The organism is Pseudoalteromonas sp. CO342X, assembly GCF_004208915.1.
GTDB lineage: Bacteria > Pseudomonadota > Gammaproteobacteria > Enterobacterales > Alteromonadaceae > Pseudoalteromonas > Pseudoalteromonas maricaloris.
Map to the genome: position 1 here is coordinate 1 of NZ_SGPH01000022.1, position 25,241 is coordinate 25,241.

Annotated in this window: 15 protein-coding genes; 12 read left to right on the top strand and 3 right to left on the bottom strand. The window is 44.9% G+C overall.

Going from position 1 to position 25,241, the window contains the following annotated elements:
- From EXT47_RS11545 to EXT47_RS11560, 4 genes are all read left to right on the top strand, one after another.
- The coding region (locus EXT47_RS11545) for a non-ribosomal peptide synthetase (RefSeq protein ID WP_130126623.1) at nt 1-7,212 on the top strand (7,212 nt) is incomplete at its 5' end.
- Between the two features lie 128 nt (nt 7,213-7,340).
- Nucleotides 7,341-8,579, top strand: coding sequence for an NAD(P)/FAD-dependent oxidoreductase (locus tag EXT47_RS11550; protein WP_045988380.1), 1,239 nt, complete (start codon nt 7,341-7,343; stop codon nt 8,577-8,579).
- A gap of 192 nt (nt 8,580-8,771) precedes the next feature.
- Complete coding sequence (locus tag EXT47_RS11555; protein WP_010604068.1) at nt 8,772-9,824, top strand: hypothetical protein; 1,053 nt, start codon at nt 8,772-8,774, stop codon at nt 9,822-9,824.
- Nucleotides 9,825-9,899: 75 nt separating this feature from the next.
- Complete coding sequence (locus EXT47_RS11560; protein ID WP_130126624.1) at nt 9,900-10,967, top strand: hypothetical protein; 1,068 nt, start codon at nt 9,900-9,902, stop codon at nt 10,965-10,967.
- Between the two features lie 64 nt (nt 10,968-11,031).
- Here the strand turns inward: EXT47_RS11560 and EXT47_RS11565 are convergent, their stop codons facing one another.
- Together EXT47_RS11565 and EXT47_RS11570 are read right to left on the bottom strand one after the other, a co-directional pair.
- Nucleotides 11,032-12,267 (bottom strand): MFS transporter, encoded by a 1,236-nt coding sequence (locus EXT47_RS11565; RefSeq protein ID WP_069022654.1) that lies wholly within the window; start codon nt 12,265-12,267, stop codon nt 11,032-11,034.
- 203 nt (nt 12,268-12,470) lie between these two features.
- Nucleotides 12,471-12,986: an acyloxyacyl hydrolase gene (locus EXT47_RS11570; RefSeq protein ID WP_045961557.1), complete on the bottom strand. Its 516-nt coding sequence runs from the start codon at nt 12,984-12,986 to the stop codon at nt 12,471-12,473.
- A gap of 180 nt (nt 12,987-13,166) precedes the next feature.
- Between EXT47_RS11570 and EXT47_RS11575 the strand changes: the two genes are divergently transcribed.
- The 8 genes from EXT47_RS11575 (at nt 13,167) to EXT47_RS11610 (ending at nt 23,135) form a co-directional block, all read left to right on the top strand.
- Nucleotides 13,167-13,913, top strand: coding sequence for an ABC transporter substrate-binding protein (locus tag EXT47_RS11575; RefSeq protein WP_130126625.1), 747 nt, complete (start codon nt 13,167-13,169; stop codon nt 13,911-13,913).
- A 76-nt stretch (nt 13,914-13,989) separates the two neighbouring features.
- Complete coding sequence (gene ygjK, locus EXT47_RS11580; RefSeq protein ID WP_240701609.1) at nt 13,990-16,347, top strand: alpha-glucosidase; 2,358 nt, start codon at nt 13,990-13,992, stop codon at nt 16,345-16,347.
- Nucleotides 16,348-16,425: 78 nt separating this feature from the next.
- Nucleotides 16,426-17,628, top strand: coding sequence for an iron-containing alcohol dehydrogenase (locus EXT47_RS11585; protein WP_130126626.1), 1,203 nt, complete (start codon nt 16,426-16,428; stop codon nt 17,626-17,628).
- A 209-nt stretch (nt 17,629-17,837) separates the two neighbouring features.
- Complete coding sequence (locus tag EXT47_RS11590; RefSeq protein WP_039491173.1) at nt 17,838-18,308, top strand: sigma-70 family RNA polymerase sigma factor; 471 nt, start codon at nt 17,838-17,840, stop codon at nt 18,306-18,308.
- A 10-nt stretch (nt 18,309-18,318) separates the two neighbouring features.
- The gene (locus EXT47_RS11595) at nt 18,319-19,284 is read left to right on the top strand and encodes a FecR domain-containing protein (RefSeq protein ID WP_130126627.1); all 966 of its coding nucleotides are present in this window, start codon (nt 18,319-18,321) and stop codon (nt 19,282-19,284) included.
- Nucleotides 19,285-19,367: 83 nt separating this feature from the next.
- On the top strand, nt 19,368-22,091 hold the full coding sequence (locus EXT47_RS11600; protein WP_039491168.1) for a TonB-dependent receptor: 2,724 nt from the start codon (nt 19,368-19,370) through the stop codon (nt 22,089-22,091).
- A 67-nt stretch (nt 22,092-22,158) separates the two neighbouring features.
- Nucleotides 22,159-22,749, top strand: coding sequence for a biliverdin-producing heme oxygenase (locus EXT47_RS11605; RefSeq protein ID WP_039491166.1), 591 nt, complete (start codon nt 22,159-22,161; stop codon nt 22,747-22,749).
- Complete coding sequence (locus EXT47_RS11610; protein WP_039491164.1) at nt 22,746-23,135, top strand: YbaN family protein; 390 nt, start codon at nt 22,746-22,748, stop codon at nt 23,133-23,135. Before EXT47_RS11605 ends, EXT47_RS11610 begins: the two co-directional genes overlap by 4 nt.
- Before the next feature lie 15 nt (nt 23,136-23,150).
- Here EXT47_RS11610 and EXT47_RS11615 read toward each other — a convergent pair whose 3' ends face one another.
- Entirely contained in the window at nt 23,151-25,175 is a 2,025-nt protein-coding gene (locus EXT47_RS11615; protein ID WP_039491162.1) for a methyl-accepting chemotaxis protein, read from the bottom strand.
- Nucleotides 25,176-25,241: the final 66 nt, after the last annotated feature.

Sequence of the window (25,241 nt, forward strand, 5' to 3'; positions counted from 1 at the left end):
TTATATATTTCAGGCCTTGGGGTTGCCCGTGGTTACTTAAACCGCCCTGAACTCAATGCTGAGCGCTTTATTGATAACCCGTTTAGTCACGACCCCGCCCATAGCAAGCTGTACAAAACCGGTGACCTTGCCCGTTTCCTAGACAACGGCGACTTGGTGTACCTTGGTCGCAACGATGAGCAGGTGAAAATTCGTGGTTATCGTGTCGAACTAGGCGAGATTGCCGCTGCTATTGTCGACCAGCAAGGCGTACAAAACGCGGTAGTGATTGATGTGCCTGCACCACAAGGCAAAGCGCTGGCCGCTTATCTTATCGCAGAGCCTAACCTTGAAATTACCGAATTAAAGCTCGCCCTAAGTGCTGCTTTACCTGAATACATGGTGCCCAGTCACTTTACTCTAATTGAACATATTCCACTTACGGGTAATGGTAAGCTTGACCGCAAGGCACTCCCCGCGCCAGAGCTTCAAGCCGACAACCTTTATGTAGCACCACGCAATGCTTTAGAGACCCAGCTTTGTGAGATTTGGCAACAGGTACTTGGCCTTGAGCAAGTGGGGATTGAGGATAACTTCTTCCAAATCGGCGGCGATTCAATTGTCAGTATTCAGCTGGTTTCACGCTTAAGAGAAGCAGGATTAACGGTACAAGTTAAAGAGATATTTGCCGCCCCAACTCCCGCGCGGCTGGCAAAGCTTATCAGTGCGAATGGCGACAAGAAGGTTACGATAAAAACCGAACAAGGCCAGCTTGAAGGCGAGTTCGATCTGCTGCCTATCCAGCAGTGGTTCTTCGCAAATCAGTTTGCTAACCCCGCACACTTTGCCCAAACTTTTGCCACTGTAATGCCAAGCGCAATCAGTGATGAGAGATTAGTTGAGCTATTGTCCGAGCTTGCTGAGCAACATGATGTGCTACGCCTTGTTTTCAATCAAAAGACGGCGCACATTACCCAGCAGTACCAACAAAATAATACCATGGCACCTCTAGTTAAACTTGATGCAGACACACTTAGTGACGACGAGCTTGCCAAGCAATTAACTCGCTTGCAGTCACAGTTTGAGTTAAATTCAGGCCCTTTATGGCAGCCAATTCGTGTCAAACGCCAAAGCCAAGATGTATTGGTACTGGCCTTCCACCACCTGATCATTGACTTTGTCTCTTGGCGGATCCTAATTGAGGACTTAAATAGCCTTTATCAAGGCAAAAAATTGGCGCAAAAAACCTCAAGCTATCGTCAATGGGTTGAGACCTTAACCCAATACGCACATGTTCAAGCCGAACAAATCGATTACTGGCAAGAAGTACTTGATACTTGTCAAACACACTTAACAGCGAAGAACACACCGACAAACCAAGTGATTAGACTTGACTCTGCATTTACACAAACGCTGCTGTTTGACGCTAATCAAGGCTACCACACAGAGCCTCGAGACCTTGTCGTCGCCGCACTGTCCCTAACTCTCGCTCATATCACTGGTAGTAATGATCAGGTTATTGCGCTTGAAGGTCATGGTCGTGAACACATCGCCGAAGATATAGATCATTCACGCACCGTGGGCTGGTTTACGTCATTATATCCACTAGCACTCCATGCGGGTTCTAGTCTCGAAAGCGCTATTGTCAATGCCAAAGAGCAGCTGCGTAAATTGCCAGACAATGGCGTTGGTTTTGGTCAATTCTATTTTTCCAAACAAGTGACGGGGACTTTACCAACCGTTGCATTCAACTATTTAGGCCAAATCGGTGGCACTAAAACGCAGCAACCTCATGGCGACTTTTACTTGACCGAAGCCATTACAGGTCAACCAGTCGCGAGCGAAAATAATGGGCATTACGTTCTTGATATCAACGCGGCTATTATTCATGGTCAGCTTGTCTTAAATTGCACCACAGCATTGTCTGAAACCGAATTTGCCCTATTCCAAAGTCAGTTCACTGCCAGTCTACAAGCGGTGCTGGACACGGCATTGCATACCAAAGCGCTTGGCGCCAAACAAACGCCGAGCGACTATAACCTGACAGGCGTCAGCTTCGCCCACTTAGATGCACTGCGCACACGTTACGACCTAGCCGCGGTTTATCCCGCAACAAACTTGCAGCAAGGTTTTATCTTCCACCAGCTTAATAGCCCAGAAGATACCGCCTATCGCGTGCAGTCACAGATGCAGTATTTTGATAAAATTGACACTGCGCTTTACTGTCGTGCGTGGCAACTAACCTCGCTGCAATATCCAGCGCTGCGCTGTGCTTTTGATGTTGAAGAAACCATGCTGCAACTTATCGTGGATCACACCTGTGTTGATGCAGATAACTTTAGCGTGATTGATATCAGTCAATACTCAAAAGCAGAACAACAAGCACACATAGAAAAGCTTGCAAACCAAGTGCTAAATCAGCCATTTAATTTTGCAAGACCAGGGTTATTTACACTGCATTTGGTAAAACGCGGTGAAGCGCATTATCACCTAATAAAAACAGAGCATCACAGCATTTGTGATGGTTGGAGTGGCCCGTTAGTTATGCAGACCGTTCACCAGAACTATACGCAATTACTACAAGGTCGAGAACCTGTTTTACCGGTGGATAACGCCTATTTAGATGCCCATGCTTACCTAAGAGATAATCAGGCCGCCACCAAAGCATTTTGGCAATATCATGTCGCTGATTTATCACAGGCAAACGATCTTAACACCCTGTTTAGTCACTCAACAGATTTAGAAACGCTCCGTCATAATCATGACCCGCAGACGCTGCATTTTGCTCTACCAAACGAGGCGTTAAGTAAGTTGCAGCAAGCGTGTCAGCAACATTCTGTCACGCTCAATGCTGCGGTACAATTTGCCTGGCATAAGCTTATCCAAATCTATACTCGCGACGAATTTACTTTAGTAGGTACAACTATCGCAGGTCGTGACTTACCAATTGACGGCATAGAGCAAAGTGTTGGAGCTTACATCAATACGCTACCGCTTTATCTTGATTGGCCTACAGATGCTACCATCGCGCAACAACTCGAGAAGATCCAAACTGCCATTTTGGACTTAAATAGCCATGCGAATGTATCACTCGCGTCACTGCAACAAGGTGGTAATCGGCTATTCCAAAGCCTAGTCGTTTTCGAAAACTACCCAAGCCTTGAAAATGAACAAGCAGAGGCACAACAAGCTCGCTGGCAGTTTGACGCAGCACCAGAGCAAGTTGAATACCCACTTGCATTGATAGCAAAGGAGCAAGGAGAGCTGCAACTCGAGCTGATGTACGACGCCAGTTTGCTTTCGCCAGCACGTGCCGTACAACTGCAATCTCAACTGCTACTTATCCTCAAGCAAGTCGCTGACAATACTCACTTACCTCATCAACACATTGAAATTGCCAATACAGTGGAAAAGGCCCGTATTCTCAACGAGTGGAATGAAACCGAGCGCCAGTTATGTGGCTTTGAGAACTTCAACGACTTATTTAGTGAAAAAGTCGCCGTATTCCCAGATGCAACCGCTGTGGTCTGGCAAGATGAAGCACTAAGCTATCAAGCACTCAACCGCCAGGCTTGCCTGCTTGCCCAACAATTATTGGTGATTAAGGCTGAGGTTTACGGCAACGAGTATCAAGGTGATTTCCCAGTCTTATTGCTGCATGAAAAACAGTTGGATTCTATCGTTGCGATCCTCGCTATTCTTAAAGCAGGCGGTGGTTATGTTCCTGTATCACCGGAATTTCCTGACTCAAGGATTGAATATATTGCCAAGGACTGTGGTGCGAAAATCGTGGTCACCCAATCGGGATTAATGGATAGAGTTGAGAGTACAACACTTGCCTCACTGACACGTGTACTCAGCGATGCACCAATGGAGGAAACAAACTTAGACCAAGCGGTATCGGTGAGCCCGTCTGATTTGGCTTATATTATCTATACCTCTGGCACCACAGGCAACCCCAAAGGCGTAGAAATCAACCATGAGGCACTATTAAACTATGCCACGGACGACCATTTTATCGACCCCACACAACTGAACAAGGTACTTAGCTTATCGAGTATTAGCTTCGACGCGTTTATTTTTGACTGCTTTGTCACACTCAGTAACGGCGCAGCGCTACACCTGATAGATAAACAGACTCAACTTGATCCAGAACGACTGATTGAGTACTGCCAAGCACAGCAGATTGATACGTGCTTTGTAACCACTGCGCTATTTAATCGTTTAGCTAGCGAAGACTTCTTCTTACACGCCGGACTTAAACAGATTAATTTTGGTGGAGAGGCGGTCGACTTAGCTATGGTTGAGCGAGTAAAGCACCAAGCGCCAGAGCTGATGCTTTACCACGCCTATGGCCCAACAGAGACCACCGTTTATGCGACTTGCTGCTTACTCAACTCTGTAAATCACGGAGCACCTATTGGCCGCGCTATTGCCAATAAATCTGCTTACGTGTTGTCACCTGCTGGCAAAATACTTCCACCGGGCGTGGCAGGAGAGCTTTATATTGGCGGCGCGGGTATGGCAAGACGCTATTTACACCGTTCAGATTTAACCGAACAAGCATTCTTAGTTAATCCATTCGCATCGGATAGATACCTCGCAAGCGGTTGGAACAAAATGTATAAAACGGGAGATTTGGTTAAATGGCGTGAAGATGGCTTATTAGAGTATGTTGGTCGTAATGATTTTCAGGTGAAAATTCGTGGTTACCGCATCGAACTTGGCGAGATTGAAACTGCAATTAAGCAACAAGCGCAAATTCATACTGCGTTTGTAAACGTGAATGAACAAGATGGGGTTAAACGTATCGTGGCCTACTTGGTCATGGCAAATACTGAGTCACTAGATGAGGCAAAGCTCAAGCAAACACTCTCTCACATGCTACCGAGTTATATGCTGCCAAGTGCCTACCTCACATTAGACGCCCTACCGGTTACGGTTAATGGCAAGATTGATGCCCGAGCACTGCCACAGCCCGATTTTAGCCAAACTGAGACTCACCATGCTCCAAACACAGAACAGCAAAAGCATATCGCTAAAATCTGGTGTGCTGTATTGGGGATTAAGCAGATTGGCTTGGAAGATAACTTCTTCCATATTGGTGGTGACTCAATTATGAGCATTCAGCTTATGTCGGCTCTCAAACGTGCTGGCTATTCGCTGTCGACCAAAGACATATTTACGTATCCAACCCTAGAAGCGCTTTGTGCATTTTTGGCAAATAATGAACAGGTAGAAATCGAGGCTGAACAAGGTGAGCTCAGCGGAGAAATCAAGTTATTACCTATCCAGCAATGGTTCCTCAACTCCCATTACCGTCATAAAGCGCATTTTAATCAGTCGGTCATGCTCGCACTTCCGCACAATACCGCGCTGGATACTTTGGAGCGTGCACTTGCGCAGCTGCATCAACAACATGACATGTTGCGCGCTCAGTTTAGCAAAACCGAGACTTGGCAATCCCAATATCAAAGCGTTGCTGCTTGTCCAACACCAAAGCTTATCCATTTGGACACCTCGGGGCTTGATGAGCAGCAAACCGCTCTGGCGTTGACTAAAATACACGCCCGTTTTGAACTCGGTTCAGGTGCTTTGTGGCAACCGGTTTTACTCAGCGATGATACACCGCTAACTAGGCTTGTACTTATCGTTCATCACCTTGTTATTGATGGTGTTTCGTGGCGTATTTTGGTCGAAGACTTAAGTCGCTTGCTGCAAGGCGACATCTTAAGCGACAAAACCAGCAGTTATCGCCAATGGTCAGACGTTGTGGCCCTGCATCCTTTTGAACAACAAATACCGTATTGGCAAAATGTGCTAAGCACACAACAAAACGTACCTTACGGTAAATCACAACAGCGTCTTACGCATCAATTTGATACTCAGCTTACTGAGCAATTGCTACGCCTTGCTCCTGCTGGGTTTAACACAGAAATCAATGATCTCTTAATGAGTGCGTTTACTCGGGCTTGGTGCAATACCTTTGCTACAAACTATTGCCATCTCACGTTAGAAGGCCACGGCCGAGAACATCTGAGTGACCATATTGATACCTCAAGAACACTAGGCTGGTTTACTAGTATGTTTCCGGTTGCCCTGAAAAATGACACGGATTTATCGACGCTGATTATTCAAAGCAAAGAAACGCTTCGTGCCATTCCAGATAAAGGGCTAGGCTTCAGCGAGTTGGTCAGACGTGGGGAATTTTCCTTCAATCAATTACCTAAAGTTAGCTTTAATTATTTGGGACAACTTGATAGCAACAATGATGCACAAGATCAGGGCATACGAATGCTAAATGCACACTCAGGCGATGCCAGCAGCAAGGATAATCAGGATGAAATGGCACTCATCGTTAATGCCGAAGTGCGTCAAATGAAACTGCAAGTGAGCATTGCAAGTCAGTTAGATGAGACGCAAACCACCGCATTCATAGAGCAGTTCGATGCTGCCCTTCGAGCCGTCGTTTCACATTCGATTACAGCCGCAAGTCCCCAAGGCATAAAAACCCTAAGCGATATTGAGATCGGCGTATTGGTGAATGAAGCCGATGCTCCTATTGAATGGTTTTTCTTCCCTCCGGGTGGCGGTGGTGCTGAGAGTTACTTGCAATCCATTGCTCCCAAGATTTCCGCGCCTTGTTATTGCTTCAATAACATCTATGCCGCACAGGAAAAACCAAAGGGCTCGCTCGCCTATGACTATTATCAGTTCCAAACATTGGCGTTGCAGTATGCTATTCATCTTAAAAAGCTAAAGCCTAGTGGTCCTTATCGGATTTTTGGTTGGAGTTTTGGCGCAACGCTGGCACTTGAGGTTGCCAAACTGCTGCAAAATGAGGGGGACACAGTCGAACACTTGGTGTTCGTCGACCCTTGTTTTGACTATGCCGCGATGCATGATGAAGTTTTTGCTCTACACCCAGAGCTCAGTCATCTTGAGCCCGATAGAATTAATTATCACTACCAAAATGATCCAGCATTTTCTAGCACCGCAAAGGTGACGCTATTTAGTGCTGGTTGTGCGGTTGAAGTGGCTCAGTCGGATAGCCTAGAGTTGCAACTTTCCAGTCATATAATCAACCGATACCTTGATAAGAATCAAAATCTTATCGAAGAAGCAATGCAACCCAGTCAGGTTCAAGTGTTCACCATGAAAGGGTCGCACAACAGTTGGGTAAAAACACCGGAAGACTTAATAAAAATGTCAGAAATTATGAACACTCTTTAACATTTTATTCGTTAATATAATGTTAAATTAGATTTTCTAGAGTGAGGCATTAAAGGGAGCTCCCCTCTTCACTCTAGGATTAATTAATTGCCACATTTTCTCACAATATATGATTAAGGAATTACAAAATGGCTAAGGAAAATGTAGATGTACTTATTATCGGCGCTGGACCTGCTGGGACAATGACCGCTGCAAAGCTAATTCAAGCAGGATTAACCGTGAAGATCGTTGAACGTAGCCACTTTCCGCGCTATGTCATCGGTGAAAGTCTTCTACCACAAAGTATGCAGCATTTGGAAGATGCTGGATTTATGGATGCGTTAGTTGCACGCAATTACCAAAAGAAAATCGGTGCTAATTTTAAACAAGATGACTTCCAAGAGTTTTTCGATTTCTCTAAAAATTACACCGATGGCTGGACATGGACATGGCAAGTTCCAAGAGATGACTTTGACAATGTATTGGCTGAAGAAGTGCAAAAAATGGGTGCACCTATCGAATTTGGCACTTCAGTAGTCGATGCCAACATGGATCTAGAAGAGCCTATTATTAAGGTAGTCAATGAGGCCGGTGATGTGCAGGAAATTCAAGCCAAATTCGTTGTTGACTCAAGCGGCTATGGCCGAGTACTCGCAAACCTGCTTGATTTAAATGAACCTTCATCGGCGCCAACTCGCGCAACTTTGTTCGCGCAATTTAAACCTGCTGATGGCATAGAGACTGGGGCTGAAAACAATAAAGTAACGATTCTGGTTCACGAAGAGGATGTATGGGTTTGGCTAATACCTTTCTCTGACGGTCGTGTTTCAGTCGGTTTTGTTGGTAACCCTGAGTATTTGGAAAGTGCCCAGGGCGATGCTAAAACACGCTTTCTAACCTACCTTGCTCGCGATCAACATGCATCAGCAATGTTGGAAGGAATGGCACTGTGTATGGAGCCAAAGGAAATTAAAGGCTACTCAAAAGGTATTAAACAACTGTTCGGCAAAAACTTTGTGCTAACCGGTAACGCCAGTGAATTTATTGACCCTGTATTTTCAGCCGGTGTTATGTTTGCGATTGAATCAGGCGCGCGCGCCGCTGATCTCATAGTCGCTCAGTTAAATGGCGAGGAAGCAGATTGGCAGCAAGATTATGAGGCGCATATGCTTAAAGGTATTGCTGTCATGCGCACCTACATTGAAGGCTGGTACGACGGACGTTTGCGCCGCCTATTTTTCTCAGACAACAAGCCTGAAAAAATTAAGAGCCAAATCACTTCTGTGCTTGCGGGCTATGTATGGGATGAGACTAACCCATTTGTAAACCGCAGCGAGAAAACCCTGAACCTGCTATCTGAACTCCATAACAACCCTGAAATGGCGTGATTTTAGCTTTTTAGACCGGCGTGGGAATAGTTTCTCACGCCACATAATATACTAACAAAGATGCGTTTCAGTAGTAGTGAAAGTAGTTGTGTGATGCCTATAGTTTCCCTAATTGATGATTAAGCAAAGTGGGAGAATTTTATTGTAGGCCGACCATAGATGTGGCACTTGGCGCTTTAAAGGACTTAGACAATGAAAACTAACTTTGTATACACTGCTGCACTTTCTGCGTTATTAACAGGCGCTGCACTTGCAACTCCCGCGCAGGCCGCTGAATATAAAACAATTCTAATTCATGGCTTTCAAGCGGACCAACTTAACCGCCCTAACAGTACCAATGTCGAGCTTGAGGGTGAAGAATATTGGTCATCTTTTTGGATAAACCACGCTGATGAACGTATTGATTGGCCTTCTTATGAACGCTTGCAAGGCAAAATCGCAACAGATTATATTTGGCCAAAGCTAAAAGCATTTGCAGAAAATGGCACTTGTAATCCTGGCTGCGTCTTTGTTACCCACTCAACGGGTGATTTGGTTGCGCGCTATATCTTAGATAATCAAGCAACTTGGCTTGAAAATGCGGGCCTTCAACCACTTAATATCGTTGCTACTTTTGACCTTGCAGGTGCGGGCGGCGGAAGCGAACTCGCAGACACTGCTATCAACGCTGCGACTTCTGGTGGTGTAGTTGGTGAACTAACTCGCCAAGCTGTTGAGGCTTGGCTTGGTAGCATGCCTGAAGAGTTTGGTATCATGTGGGATTTAAAAGTAAATAACGCGCGACAAGTTGCTCAGTACCCAAGTGACAACGCACCTCGCCTACGTTTCGTCGCTGATGCAAGCGACTACTACGGCCTCACTTCAGGTTTCTTACCAGGTAATGATGATGGTGTTGTATCAACACACTCTTCTTGTGGTGCATCGACAAAAGGTGACTTTGGTAGTTGTAGTACAAGCGTTGCTATCAACGGTCAGCTAGCCTCTCAAGATGATGCAGTAACTAGCTTTATGCCATACCACTACCCATTACTAATGAGCGCGGAATATAGCCACGGTAACCTGCCAGATGCTGGATACCAAGGCAAAGTAACAGCGGCTCGTACTCAGTTTAACGCGGGTTATAAAACGATTAGCTACAACACCTATGAAGAAACAACGGGTAGCTGGTTTTGGAAAAAAACTTACCGTTATGTAAGCGAGTCTAACTCACAAAGTTTTTCACAGTTAATACTAAACTCACTGTAACTTAACGGTTATTTTGCTAATTTCGATACCCAAGGAACTGCTCCATGCAGTTCCTTATATTAACCGAGTATTGCTATGAAAAAATTTTTGTTGATTAGTGTCATTCTTATTGTGATCTGTATCACTGCAGGCTATTTTGCCTTGCAGCGCGAAGCTCTACCCTCACCTGAGTTACCAGCACCACAAGTCACCACAGCTATTTTGACACCACCAACAACGCAACCCACTACACCTAAAACTGCGATAACACAAAAACAATCACTGGTTGAATCACTACCACTGGCACAAGCTGCGCAAACAGCTGCGGCACATTATGAGTATAGTATTTCTCTACCTCCTTATTCACAGCCCCTTGGCAAAGGTGATTTTGATAGGCTCAATCCAAATCATTTTTATGCCGTCGAAATGCCAATTGAAGAAAATAACGAACAGGTGTCTTTGTCGCTGAATCAATATCGCTTTGTGCACCCCGCTACTATCGAGATAAGTTTATCTGGTAGTCAATTTTCTAATGCAACCGCAACGATACTTGACCCTACATCACAGCAAACCTTATCCACCACCCGCCTCAAAGAGTCTGATGGTATTTGGCTTGGTGCAGTCGATGGCGAGACAACATGGCCTCAAGAGCTGAATGTCGTCGTGCGTGCTAAGCCAAACTCGGCTAAGGCTGTTGCATTAACGGCAAGTATCCGCTATTACCAACCCAGCGCCACACTGCTCGCCATTGCTAAACCTTATCCCGAGCAAGCAGACTTGATAATTCCATTGCAGCTTGAAGTAAAGCAAAGTGGTACTTATCGTATCCGTGCAAACCTATTTACTCCCGATGACACACCAATCAGTCATTTGGTTGAAAAACAAAAGTTAAGCGAAGGGAAACAGGTATTCAACTTAAAAGCACATCAGTCAGTGCTTGCTCCTTTTTCAGCTAAATCAGGCCCATCCCAGTTCACGTTAAAGACATTTGTGATTGAGAGAATGTCGCCAATGCCCGGAGAGCTTGCGCAGTTTGGTGATAGCAAAATAACCGAATACCACATCACTGATTTCTACTTTGACGCACTGGAGAAGCGCCCATATCAGCCCTCGGCTGCCGAGCGTCAACGTCTGGGTTACTTGCAAAAAATGGCGGGTAAGTAAAGTAACTAACCTTTGCTTCGGATAATTAAACGGTGACCCTTTTTAGGTCACCGAGTTAGCTAAGCTATATCGCTTCAGCCGTCGTCTTAGGCTTCAGCTCAGCAATGCGATAAAACCCAAGCGCGGTGATAGATACTAAGGTCATGATGATAAACAGCATCATGCCGGAGTAAAAATCTAATATAAGTCCGCCTAAAATGGGTGCTAATGCATATCCTAATGAACACAAGCCAGCAGCACCAAAATAGCTAGCTTTCAGGTTATCTGGTGCCAACCTGTCAATATAGACATTGATGTTAGTAAACATAATTGCTTCGCTCAGACTCAACACCATCATGGCTGCAATCCACCCCCAGATATTTTGCACATCATTCAAGGCCATCATGACTTGTGAAATGATCAATATCACGCCACCCGCATAGAGTCTATTTTCAATACGCCAATTACGCATCAGATGTAGTAATGGAAACTGACAAACGATGATCACACTAGAATTAGCGATGATTAAGCTAGAAATTAGCCAAGCCAGATCGGGGACCTCTGCACGCGTCAAATACTGCACTAGGCTAGAGTCACATTGCGCATAAACCAAATACACTAAAGTTGTAGCGATGAGCACAATTAAAAAGACTTTATCTTTTCGTAAGATCCCCAGCCATTTTGCGAACTTCGGTACCGACTGAGCGGCAGACTGCAAAGCGAAAGTCTGCGCTTCACTCAGTTTAGGTCTAAAGTAAAGCAGCGCGAGCAACAAACCAATATACGAAATACCAGTATAGATAAAGCTAAACTGCTCACCATTAAGCCCCGCCCATAGCCCGTACAATGGTCCTAAAGCCGCTCCCACATTCACGAGAAAATAGAGTAAATGCAGTGCAAGCTCTCTGTCTTTTGCGTCGGCAAGTTCTTCAGTAAGTAACGCTTTACTAGGCGCATCCCAAAGCGTCCTAGGTAGACAAGCTAAAAACACTGAGGTTGCAAACAACCACAACGACTCAGCCACAGCCAACAGTGAAAAAGAAATCACACCAACAAACACTGCCGTGTAGAGCATTTTGGTGCGACCAAAGCGATCAGCGAGATTCCCCGTATAAAACCCCAAAAATACGGCAAAAGTCGCTGACACCGTCAGCAATAAACCGACCTCTGTTGCACTCAGTCCATAATTTTCGTAAAGAATAACAGCCAAAAAAGGCCATACCATGTAGTAACTAGCGCGAACGAAAAAGTTACCAACAAGCATTACCCAAACTAAAGGTGTAAAGCGCTTTAACCGCTCAATTGCAGAGCTATTCTCCATTGATGTTCCTTGATTATTATTGATTTACGCAGAACCCTAATTCCTAAACCTTAGTTTAGGTCAAGCGTTTAACTGCATTCTATTATCTTGGAAACTGGAACTCTATAAAGAAAAAATGACGTTATTTTAGCGTTATTTAGTAAGAAAAAATTTCATCCTTGAAATCACAAAGGGAGATAAAACTAAATCAATGACATTAAGCGTTAAAACCGCTTAACGTAGAACACATTTAAAAAATCAAGACCGGGGTTGTGGTCGCTCAAACCTGCATTAGAATAATGCAGATATCGGATCCCAACTTTAGTACTGGGATTCAAATTAACACTAAGCCCAATGCGGTCTTCAAACTGATAGTGAACACCAATGTCTTTGCCCGCAAATCGAGTATCACTGACGTAGGTCATGCCAATCCCAAACTCAAAATTTACCGGCTTTCCAGCAAACTCGGTCAGCGGAACACTAAGCACAGGTGACAGTGCAATAGCAAACGTCGTGTCTGAGCGTTTTGGTTTGCCGTATTCCCAATAGTTGGTGCTCAACTCAAAATAAACATAGGCACCTTCGCCAAAGCCATAATCCGCTAAACTATAATGCAAGGGACGATACCCAAGCCGCAGTCCTTTTACATCCCCCTCTCCCATCACATAATCAACTGCAACTTCACTAGCATGTGAGTAAGTAGACACAAACAACATAAGCAAGAATAAAACTAAGCGCATAACGACTCCTCTACAACAAGAGCAATTTTACGCCGTTATTTAATTCTTAAAAGACACCAAAAAACCATATAATAATTGCCAATAAAGCACCAATATGGAATTTTAATGGGTACATTAATTTAACCAAAACCAATAACAAATTATGAGTTATACTGTTAAAAACGATCTTGAGAATGTGGTATGCAGTATATAATTGGGAGCGTTATAGGGATATTTAGTGTATTTAGTGCCTTAGCCGCAGCACCGACAAAAGTAGATATCTATACCGAGCATTTTCCTCCGTACCAGATAGAGCAAAAGAACGGCACCATTACTGGGCTTGCCACTGACATCGTACGCCTCATTATGTGGGAAGCAGAGCTAAGCTATCAAATTTATATGTTGCCTTGGACTCGCGCAAAAGCCTTCTCCAAAAAATCCCCTTATTCATTGCTCTACTCGATCGCCAGAACGGAGCAACGTGAAGCAAACCATGTCTGGATTGCGCCACTTTGTGAGCTAAAAGTCGCCTTTTATAAGCGTGCTGATATCGCCGATCAGCAAGAGTGGGAAATATGGAAAATCAAACAACATGTTGTCGCTGTTGCGGCTGATCAACTCTCCGAAAACTATTTAAAAGCACAAGGCTTTGTCGCCGATAAGAACATGCTATCAGTAACTAGTTTGAGTCGAGCAGGTGAGCTGCTTGAAAGAGGTAGAATTGACTTTATTTTTGGTGCCGAAAATTTTGTGGATAGAATGGCTACTAGAATGGGTTTAGTGGAGCAATGGGACAAAGTGCTAGAAGTTCCAGAGTTAAGTAAAACCCTCTATTTAACCGCCAACCCCAGCGCCCCTCCAGAATATATAAATCGGCTACGCGCCGCCGCTGAACGAGTACAGATGCAACGCAAAAAGGTTGACGTCGGCTGCCCTATCGACGAGTAATTCATCGTTTGCTACTGAACTTTGTACGTCGCTGTGATAGCATTTCAAAAATTGTATACTTTATTCAAAAATAAAAATGAAAGTACTCACAGGAATGGTATTACTCGTGCTCTTTGTAGCATGCGAAACGTACGCGAGCCCAAAAATCATCAACGCGGTTTCACGCTTTGGTCACCCTCAGGTAATGATGCCCGCAGACAAGTTTGGCCATAGTCCCTATTCACCACTTTTTGATAACGGCGCATGGCATGGTCACTTACTTCCTGATAGCCCTGCGGAATATGGTGGTTTCACGGGTAACGCGATTATCACCGAAGAGTATTTAACGTATTTATTTGAACGTATTGAGCGCCTACACATTTTTCATGGTGAGACCAAATTGCAATTTGATGCGGCACAGTACAGCCTGCCCGGAGAGCTGGTGCAAACGCTTAGGCATGAGCTCGCGACGGTGACGATCCGCTTACGCTTTGTTAGCGAGCGTGTTTCTCTTATTCAAACCACTATTCATACAAAGCAACGACTTACTTTAAAATTGGACGGCAAATTACTCCACCAGCTTAATGATCAACAAACACTGGACCAACAATACCCTAAGCTCGCACCAACTATGGTTGCCAGCGAAAGTGGGATCAGTACCACTTTTGGTCGTGTTCGCGATCCGTGGGCGCTTCTGACCTCTGGTAGCAACGAGTACTCAATCACCCGCACAATCCCTTTCAAAAATGTGGTAGAAAACAACCGTTATTATAGCGAGACGCAAACTTCTGGTGATCTGCAGTTTTATACCGCAATAAGCTATGTCCACAATCAACAAGAGCGCATAAAAACAGCAAAGGCCGTTGCCAAAATTCTCTCATCCCCAGTTACGTATTGGCAACGCTCTAAAGCTCGCTGGACGGGCTATTTAGCACGCTATCAAACCTTACCTCGAGATAAACAAACATTGGCGATAAAAGCCGTTGAAACCCTCATTGGTAACTGGCGATCTCCTGCAGGGGCAATCGCGTTTGATACCGTATCGCCTTCGGTCACTGCTCGCTGGTTTTCCGGCAATTTAACTTGGCCTTGGGACAGCTGGAAACAAGCATCAGCACTGAGACTATTTGCACCAGATTTAGCCAAGGCCAACATTGATGCCGTATTTTCCTATCAAATAGCAGCGAACGATCCTGTGCGACCCCAAGATAAAGGCTTATTACCCGATTTAATTGGTTATAACCTGCCACCAGAACGCGGTGGCGATGGCGGTAATTGGAGCGAACGGAATTCAAAACCCTCGCTGGCCGCTTGGGCGGTGTTGAATACCTACCATGCCAGCAAAGACAAAGCTTGGCTTGCACAAATTTACCCTAAACTTGTCGCCTATCGTGATTGGTGGCTGCGCAACCGTGATCACAACCAAAATGGTATTCCTGAATTTGGTGCAACCATAGATAAACACCATAATAATCAAGCGGGTGAGTTGTTATTTTATCTACATGAAGGAAAGCAAAAGCATGCCCGCTTTGGGCTAAAAGCCTATCGCGATGCGCAAACACAAGGTAAACAGATAAGTATTCCCGCACAGACCGCAGCGTCATGGGAGTCTGGAAGAGACGATGCTGCTAACTTTGGTTTTATCTCACCACAGCAGCTTGAGATCTATGTGAAACAAGGTGGCGATGCTAAAGACTGGCAAGTCGAATTTGCTAGCAATAAGGACGCCCAAGGCCACCTGCTAGGCTACTCTTTGATGCAAGAATCGGTTGACGGTGCCAGTTATTTTTATTCTGACACCAAAAACTTGAGTACCATCGCCAATATCTTGGCTAAGCCACAGGAAGCCAAAGCCTTTTCAGCACAAGCAAAGCAAATCGCCGATTATATAAACCGCTGCATGTTCGACGATAACAGCGGATACTACTACGACATTCGCATTGCCCCATCTCCGCTTGCAAATGGCTGTGCAGGGAAACCAATCATTGAGCGTGGTCGCGGCCCGGAGGGCTGGGCTCCGCTCTTTAATCAGGTAGCAACAGCGTATCATGCTAAACGCGTCTCTGAAGTAATGCTCAGCCCCAGTGAATTCAACACCTATATTCCTCTGGGCTCTGCATCCCAGACCAACCCTGCATTTGGCGCAAACATCTATTGGCGTGGTCGTGTCTGGCTTGATCAATTGTATTTTGGCTTGATGGGACTACGCTATTATGGTTATGAAACTGAAGCGAACACTTTGCTTCAGCGATTTATGCAAAATGCGGATGGTCTGCTGCAAAACGCGCCTATTCGCGAAAACTACAATCCACTCACCGGCGAGCAACAAGGTGCACCGAACTTTTCATGGAGCGCGGCCCATATTTTGCTCATGATAGAAGCATTTGAGATGGACAAGCCCAAAGTGCCAATTAAAGAAGAAAAGCCAGTTTCACAGCAAATCACCACAAATTAGCCGAAAATTTGCTAGCAATCCAGTGATGATCCGTCTACATTTTTTAAATGATACAAAAACAAAATTAGACGGATCGCAATGAGTTGGTTTTACCGTATTTACCACTTTGCCCTAAAGTGCATTGTTATTTTTATCGGGATCCCGAACCCCAAATTACATCAGGGAAAAACGGGGTTGTTAGACGCCATTAAAGCGCTGGGGTTAAAAAGTGGAGATAACGTCTTAGTCGTGACCGATCAAGTGCTGCTCAAACTCAACTTGTATCAGGTTGTGGAAAACACACTACGTGAGTCAGAGTTAGTCACGCATTATTACGCAGATGTTTTACCCAACCCAACCATAACAAACGTTGAAGATGGTCTAAAGGTCTACCAACAGCATCAGTGTAAAGCAATTATCGCGCTTGGCGGTGGCTCGGTACTCGACACGGGCAAGCTGATCGGTGCTCGGGCTGTCAAGCCGAACAAACCGGTGACTAAACTTAAAGGGTTGTTTAAAGTCTTAAAACGCCTACCGCCGAATATCGCGATCCCAACAACAGCAGGAACCGGCTCGGAAACCACCGTTGCCGCCGTCGTTAACGATCCTACTAATCACGCCAAATATGCCGCGACTGATTTTTGTTTAGTGCCACACCATGCCGTGTTATTACCGGAATTGACCACAAGTATGCCCGCACATATCACCGCGACAACAGCAATTGATGCACTAACCCACGCCATTGAGGCTCTACTGAGCATTAACTGTCTTAAGTTTAGCCGCGAACGTGCTCTTGAAGCCTGTAGAGCCATCTTTGAATATCTACCCAAAGCGCAACAAGACCCACAAAACTTAGAAGCAAGAACACAGCTACTACTCGCTTCCCATTACGCAGGACAAGCGTTTACCAGAACCTCTGTCGGCTACGTGCATGCAATTTCACACCAATTGAGCGCTCAATATGGTACGCCGCACGGGCTTGCCAATGCGGTGTTACTCATGCCCGTGCTAACCTGGTATGGCGAGCGCATTAATCAGCAACTCGCGCTCATCGCCAGATACTGTGGATTAACCTCGTTAGACTATCCCATCGAGCGCCAAGCAGATGATCTTTTAGAGCACATTGAGCGCTTACTGCTTGATTTACATATCCAAACCACGCTCGCCGAAGTACTTCCTGATGATGCTGCACTACTCGCAGAGCTGGCGCTAAAAGAAGCACATCCGGATTATCCGGTGCCCCATTTTATGGATCCCAGCGCCTGCCAGCGCATTATCAAAGGTATCGCTCCTACGCCTTAATAAGCACTGCGCTTAGTGTTTGGAACCAAAGCAATTTAAAATAAAGCTAAGTTTTTTCATAACCTTACAATAAAACATTAAGTAAAAGCACTAAAGACATAAAACCTATTAACGAACAGTTAAAAGCCAACAAACGCAAACGAAAACGATTCTCAATAACAATTTTTAATGCTAGTATGCGCGACTTTTGAAAAGCAAACTGGTGTATTTTGGAACGTTATTACTCAGAAGTATTAAGTTATATCGCTCGTTCAGTGGGGTGCAAAGATAAGGCTCAAAATATAGTCCAAGAGGCGTATACCCGAATACTAAGTTATAAAAACAGCAATCCAAAGCAGGATAACACGCAAGAGCGCGCACTATTTTTTAAAGCCGCGAAAAACATTGTGATTGATCAGTATCGCAAAAATCAAACCGTTGCTGAGCCCGACGACTTCGAATTAGTCGCGCCAAGTTATTATGAGCCCGAGGCTAAGCTCGCAAGTCAACAACAACTGGCATTACTTAATCGAAGTATCGACTCCTTACCTCTAAAAACCAAGCAAGCATTTGTGCTCTATAAATTTAAAAACTTAAGCCAGCCACAAATAGCAGAGCAAATGGGGATATCTGTCAGCATGGTCGAAAAACACTTGGCAACTGCCATGCTCGCTTGCCGTAACGCATTACAAAAACAATAAGAGAATCGCAATGGACCGTCATAATGTATCAATACAGCAGCAAGTAAACCACTGGCTGGAACTCGAAAGGCAAGGGCTCAGTAAAGCGCAGCAGCAAGCGCTCAATCGTTGGCTTGGTGAAAGCCGTGCGCACCAAACAGCCTATCAAGAAAGTAAACAGGTTGAGCGACTGTTATCGCAATTTTCAGAGCAAGACATTGCACAATTAGAGAATCCAGTTACACACTCTAAACTTAAACCAAAGACAACTCAGCGGTACTTCGCCATTGCTGCATGCTTTGCACTTTTTGCGTTGAGTTTCGTTGGTTATCAAACGTGGTTCTTTCAAGTAAACAAAGACACCTTTCACGCCAGCTATCAGTCACCTCGAGGCGAATTACGCACTATCTCACTGCCCGATAACTCTCTACTGACCTTAGATGCCAAAACGTCCCTCGCTATTGATTTTGATGGCAATCGGCGCCGTAATAAGCTACTCAGTGGACGCGTATTGTTTGACGTTGCCAGTGACAAAAGCCGACCATTTGTTATCAGCGCCGGTAGCACAAAAATTACCGTATTAGGTACCCGCTTTTCTGTTGATAAAAAACCCAATAGCGTTCGCATTGTGGTGGCTCATGGCCGTGTAAACGTGCAAAGCCAACATCAGCAAATAACGCTGACAAAAGGACAAATGGCGGTCGTGGACAGTGACGGCATTGTCAAGGCTGAGTTTGATCCAAACCTCAATCTCGTCGATGCGTTTAAGCAAGGACGACTCGTGTTCGACAATACACCACTTAACGAAGCACTTGAGGAATTTAAACGACATCATGCGATGAGTTACACCTTAAGCACTCAATCAACTGAGCAATTGGTTATTTCGGGTACTTTTTTGGCATCAGAGCTCGAAAGCTTTTTAAACTTACTTCCACATGTTCTCCCTGTAGAAGTTAAAGAGTATAATAATCATATAGTTATAGTTAATTCTCGATAACAAGATAAAATATTCAATTTTTTATTGAGGAGTTCTCATTCTCATTCGTTTTCATCTTAGGTAATTTATTTGGATGCATCACAATGAGAACTCGCTCTGTTTTAAACACAAGACTCACTCCCTTAGCATTTGCACTCGGGCTTAGCCTGAGCCTGCCTGCAACCGCGCAGAGTCAAGTTGCTATATATCAATTTAATCTTACGCAGCAACCTATTAGCCATACCTTAACGCAGGTAGCTGAGGCTGCGAGTATGAATCTAATTGCCGATGCGAAACTCTTAAATGGCCTGCAAGCCCCAGCACTTAAAGGAGAGGTAAGTTTAACCGAGGCGCTAGAGCGTACATTGAAAGGCAGCCCGCTAACGGCGAGTATTATTGACAATAACATCGTTATTAAAGCGGCGATTAGCGAGTTAACGCCAGCAAAAGGCCAATCCAACAACACTCAGGCTAAGCACAAGCAAATACCAAATCCGCAAGATAATATTGAAGTTATCACTGTCAAAGGCGATAAACTCAACCTTAATCGTGAACAGATTACTCGAACCAAGGGTTTATCTAACTCGGATATTTTCTCAACGTTTTCTGGTATAGAGGCAAACAATATTCGAAACGAAGCTGGCGCACTTGATATTGGTATTCGCGGCGTGCAAGGCGAAGGTCGAGTGCCGATTTTCATTGACGGTAGTTTGCAATCAACGCACACAAACCGCGGCTATATGGGCTCGTCTGACAGAACCTATATCGATTCAAACTTGATAAGCTCGGTTAATGTCGAAAAAGGCGCATCGGCCAAAGCATCACCTTTTGGCTCAGGTGCAATCGGCGGAACAGTCAATATCCGAACATTGGGCACGCAAGATATTCTCCAAGACGGTAAGCGTTTTGGCGCTTTAGTTAAGGTAAATACGCATAACAACAATAAAACACCTGAAGTACCAGAGAGCTTTGGCCTGCAAAGTTATTATGAAATCAGCAACCACAATGACACACTCGACTTTGCAGGCGGCGGGTTTACGCTAGCAACCGCTTATCAACAGGATAACTTACAAGCGGTACTGGCTTATAGTAAGAAAAAGGTTGGTAACTACTTTGCTGGTAAAAATGGCTTTAACGACTTTGTTGAAACCAAGGAGTACGTGCGTTGGGTGCCTTCAACTGAACACCAAGGGAAATATGATGAAGTCACAGTAGTCGACTTTATCCCACCTCCGGTTAATCAAAATGGCGAAGTCGTCAATACAAGCTTTGAAAGCGACTCATATCTTGCCAAACTAACTTATGCGTTTACAGAAGAACAATCGTTAGAGGTGAATACACGCTACCATAAGCAAGAAGCGGGAGAAATGCTGGCCACCTACTGGTACAAACAAAGAGCCGGTGACACCAAGTTTTGGAAGGTGATCGATGAAAATGGCCAAGAACAATGGATGTCCGAAGAAATTCCAGAAGGTGTAGAAACCATGCCGCAGTGGGCTCCGGGCTCAGCTTTGGTAAACAGCGCCAGTGCGTTATACCGCTTTTTACCGAGTAATAACTCATTAGTCGATCTTAGTGTTAACGTTTGGCGTACCAGCGCGAGGTTACAGCAATATAATGCGCTTGGCAGTAACCTAGGAGCAAATGCGGGGCAATATTTTCACCGTTATAACAATAAGCGTCATGGGATAAGTGCGTTCAACACCTCTGCATTATCGCTGGCCAGTACACCAATTACTTTGACGTATGGCCTATCTTGGCAGGTTGAAAAATTAAGCCCTCATAAAGACTGGAAAGACAATTTTAATCGAGACTGGTACCCTGCTGACTTCAATTTAAAAGCGACTTCGCGACACGGTAAACAAACAAAGCGAGCATTATTTGCCAATGCCAATGTCGATCTTTCCCCGGTAGAGCTTGCACTGAACGTAAACCTTCATGACTCGGTAAACGAGGACTATCAAACAGGCGAAAAGCTTACATTTGATGCCAAAGCGGATGTGACTGTACAAGCAAATTATCAACTACTTGATAATACAGTCATTAAAGCCAAATATAGCAACGCATATCGAATGCCAAACCTGTACGAAACAACGGTTTCTAATGAGGTGTTTTCCTACTCTAGTGAGTACCCGATCACCCCTGAAAAAACGAAGTCGTATGATATTGGCTTTGAGAGTGACTTTAGCAACTTACTCAGCCACGGGGATAAGCTAATTATCTCGGCGGAGTACTTCAACACCAATATTGAAAGTATGTTGGCAACAGGCTTCTTGCCTAAACCCGATGCACCTTCATGGGATCAAAAGTTCACTTTTACCAACTATGATCAGTTTGAACTGCCTGGCACGGAATTTGGTCTTCATTACCAAAGCGACTTATTTTACAGCAGGTTATCTTACACAAAGTACACCGACGTCAAAATGTGCTCACGCTTAATGGCTGAGGCTGCAGGTGTTGATACTTGTAATACGACCGGCTTTGCGGGGAGTTTAACACCACTTCGTGTGCCTCCTGAAAAAAGCTATATCGCAACGCTTGGTATGACACTCTTTAACGACACAATTGATACGGGTTTTACCTACAAAAAACACTCTGAGAAACATCACCCAGGCGGCTTTTTGGCAGGGACTGGAGTAACTGCGCTTGAGTATATTCCAGCAGGCTATCAGCTCGACTTTTACCTTGATTATATCTTTAGCGATAGCATCAAAGGCAACCTAGCGATCACCAACTTGACCGATCAGTATAAAGTTTCAAGCGGCTCGATCGTTGCGATGCCTGAACCTGGCCAGACCATTTCAATTGGCTTAGAACTCAAACTTTAATCAACACTTAAGCGCTGTACTTTTGCTTAAAGACAGCGCTATATTTTTACATCACCTTGGAGCATCAATGACTACCGTTACCTCTGCACTTTCTCGAGCGCAAAACTTAAAACATGCAACTGCAGATACCCACGACAATGTAGACAAATCCATTATGGCGCAAGACCCATTCGCCAATACACAAAGCTATCTCGATTTCTTAAGACTACAGTTTTATTTTTTAAAAGATGTGAGCGCTCTTTATGAACACCCAGAGTTGTCGGCGCTTATTCCTGATTTGGCCGCGCGCCGCCGCTTAGGTTTGCTTGAACAAGACTTTATCGACCTTGGAACCACCATCCCTACTCCCTATTTAATGCCAGAAGTAACCAATCATACCGACGTCGCCAAAGCCCTCGGCTGGCTGTATGTGGTTGAGGGCTCAAAGGTAGGTGCAGCCATGTTGGGTAAACAAGTTGGGGCCAAGCTCAATTTTGATGCGCAGCATGGAGCTAGATATTTAGCAGGCCCAGGAGCTGGTCGCGGCAGCGCTTGGCGAGAGCTTGTGCAAATCATAGACGCAATTGAATTGAGCGAACAGCAAGAACAGGCGCTAATTGAAGGTGCTCGTCAGGCATTCACCCGTTTCCAAGCATTTCAGGCACACGTTTATTCATGATATTTAAAGCCGCCTTAGCCAACTATAAAAAAATAGCCCTACTGCTATGCGGATACCTATTTGTAGCCCTCGGTGTTATTGGTATTGTTTTGCCCGTCATGCCAACCACTGTGTTTTTTATTCTGGCTTTGGCGTGCTTTTCAAAAGCTTCTCCTAAGCTTGCCTTGTGGCTGCTAAATCACCCAAGGTTTGGCGCTTCATTAACGCAATGGAAGCAATATAAGGTTATTCCGCTTAAGGCCAAAATCATGGCAACAGTGGGCATTGCTGCAAGTTATGCTTTACTTATTTTGCTCTCACCAGCGGCTTGGTTGGCCTGTGTAGTTGGCAGTATAAAAATCGCAGTGATGTCTTATATTTATTCCAGACCATCAAAGCGTGTGTAATACCAATTTACATTTTTACAATTTAAAACGCTCAACCAGTGTTGCAAGACGATGCGAGAAGCTACTGAGTGACTCGCTCCCTTTCGCCAAGCTTTGCATCGCCTGAGCGTTGTCGTTTGCGGTACTTTGTGCATCTAGCATCACCTGCTCAATTTGCTGACAATCCGTCGCTTGGTGATCAGCGGCTTGGCTGACTTCTTCACTCAACTGCGTAACCTGTAAAATAGCGTTGGCAATTTCATCCATAGCACTGGCAAGCGCCTCACTTTGTTTAACACATGAAGCAACATCACGTTGGCCGGAATTAATGGCCTCAGAGGCGGTATGTGTATCCTGTCTCAGTGCTGCGATCATTTGGTTAATTTCATTGGTTGACTCCTGCGTCCTAGACGCAAGCGTTCTAACCTCATCGGCGACTACAGCAAACCCTCTTCCCTGCTCACCAGCTCGAGCCGCCTCAATTGCTGCGTTTAGCGCCAACAGATTGGTTTGCTCAGCGATAGAAACAATGGTATCCAAGATACTGCCGATATTCTCGCTATGTGTGGTCAACTTGGTCATGCTCTCTACCGCTTCACTCATGCGCGTGCTGAGCGATAGAATATGTTCTTTATTGTCTTGTGTGTATTTACTGACCTCGGTTTTATGCTGGTTAGCGGTATGGATGCTCGCGAGGCTATCTGACGAGCGTTCGGAAACCGCCAAAGCACTGGCTGAAATACTTTGTGCTAAGCGATTGGCATTATCCATGCGGCGCATTTGCTCAGTCGCATTATTGGCTATTTGTTTACTTTCGCTTAATGATGACTCCGATAGCCCTTCTAACTCATGAACCTGACTATTGATTGACTCTAGCAAAGCACGGAGATTGTCTTTAACCTGATTGATATTATCAATTAACTGACCAAATTCATCATCACTGCGCTTACTCATTTGCTTCGAAAAGTCTCCAGCAGCAAGATATTTAAGCATTTTATTCACCGCAGCCAACGGCCCAAGCATTGCCCGGCTGGTTGAAACCGAGATAAACGCACCTAAAGCAATAAAGACAATCACCAATAAGATGGCGGTATTTTGCGCCCGCTCGATAAGGGTTTCAGCATTATTTTGAGAACGATTAAACGCCGCATTGGCGCTTTGCTGCATTTTCTCAAGCTCGGTTAAAATGGCAAATGCATGTTGCTCTGACTGCTTATATAACATTGCAGCTTGCTGCTGCTGACGCAGTTTCTCTTGTACCGCAACATAAAGATGACCTGGCTCACCCAGCTTTGCTCTGAGCTTAGTCATACCCTCACTAAACTGATTTAACAAATCATCTGCATCCATACCATAGGCTTGGCGCTTCAAAAACGTTAAGTTGTTTTCAATATTATCTAACAAAAACAGCATGTCTTGCTGATGCTGATCAACTTGCTCTAGCGTTAACCCGCTGATCCGCTGACTGTTGTTTTCCAGGGTAAACAACATGTCGTCGATACGAACACCGGTCCCGACCATTTCTTCCAACTGCCGTGTTTTGTCTGTCTCGATTAACTCAAGATCCAGCATGGCATTGCTGGCCTGTTCTTTATCCTGTTTAAGTGCTTGATATTGAGATTGGATCCGTTGCTGCGCCTGTACAACGTCTGCCTTAGCCTGCAACATTTGTTCTGCGGCACGACTGAGCTGCTCACCCAGCGCCAGAGTTTGCTTTAATGGTGTGACAAATTCAGGCATGGCTTGCGTCAATGACGTTAAGTGCTGCTGGCGCTCAACATACAGTTGCTGCTGTGAGGTAAATTGCTGTCGAGCCCGATTGATATCTTGCTCGCTTTCGAGGGTATAAGCTTGGGAAATCAATTTGCTGAGCTTAAGCTGCTCAAGTTGCAAGGCGTCAGCACTGCGCTGAATAGGTAAAGTAACTTGCCCCATATTTTGATTAGCGGACTTTATTTGCGCCAATGCTAAATAGGCAAGCACGCACGCAAGTAACAGCAGCACGCCTAATGCACTAAAGCCTAAAGTAATTTTTTGTTTTATTGTTAGTTTACTTAGCATAATGTCATTGCTCTATTTTGAGTAAACAAACTATGTTACAAACGAGATAAAAAACCAAGTAAATAC

Bases quoted from the DNA above. Each gene is read 5' to 3' on its own strand.
- EXT47_RS11600 (WP_039491168.1), top strand. From the start codon at position 19,368: ATGAGAACTCGCTCTGTTTTAAACACAAGACTCACTCCCTTAGCATTT.
- EXT47_RS11550 (WP_045988380.1), top strand. From the start codon at position 7,341: ATGGCTAAGGAAAATGTAGATGTACTTATTATCGGCGCTGGACCTGCT.
- EXT47_RS11560 (WP_130126624.1), top strand. From the start codon at position 9,900: ATGAAAAAATTTTTGTTGATTAGTGTCATTCTTATTGTGATCTGTATC.
- EXT47_RS11575 (WP_130126625.1), top strand. From the start codon at position 13,167: ATGCAGTATATAATTGGGAGCGTTATAGGGATATTTAGTGTATTTAGT.
- EXT47_RS11605 (WP_039491166.1), top strand. From the start codon at position 22,159: ATGACTACCGTTACCTCTGCACTTTCTCGAGCGCAAAACTTAAAACAT.
- EXT47_RS11595 (WP_130126627.1), top strand. From the start codon at position 18,319: ATGGACCGTCATAATGTATCAATACAGCAGCAAGTAAACCACTGGCTG.
- EXT47_RS11610 (WP_039491164.1), top strand. From the start codon at position 22,746: ATGATATTTAAAGCCGCCTTAGCCAACTATAAAAAAATAGCCCTACTG.
- EXT47_RS11585 (WP_130126626.1), top strand. From the start codon at position 16,426: ATGAGTTGGTTTTACCGTATTTACCACTTTGCCCTAAAGTGCATTGTT.
- EXT47_RS11565 (WP_069022654.1), bottom strand. From the start codon at position 12,267: ATGGAGAATAGCTCTGCAATTGAGCGGTTAAAGCGCTTTACACCTTTA.
- ygjK (WP_240701609.1), top strand. From the start codon at position 13,990: ATGAAAGTACTCACAGGAATGGTATTACTCGTGCTCTTTGTAGCATGC.
- EXT47_RS11615 (WP_039491162.1), bottom strand. From the start codon at position 25,175: ATGCTAAGTAAACTAACAATAAAACAAAAAATTACTTTAGGCTTTAGT.
- EXT47_RS11570 (WP_045961557.1), bottom strand. From the start codon at position 12,986: ATGCGCTTAGTTTTATTCTTGCTTATGTTGTTTGTGTCTACTTACTCA.
- EXT47_RS11555 (WP_010604068.1), top strand. From the start codon at position 8,772: ATGAAAACTAACTTTGTATACACTGCTGCACTTTCTGCGTTATTAACA.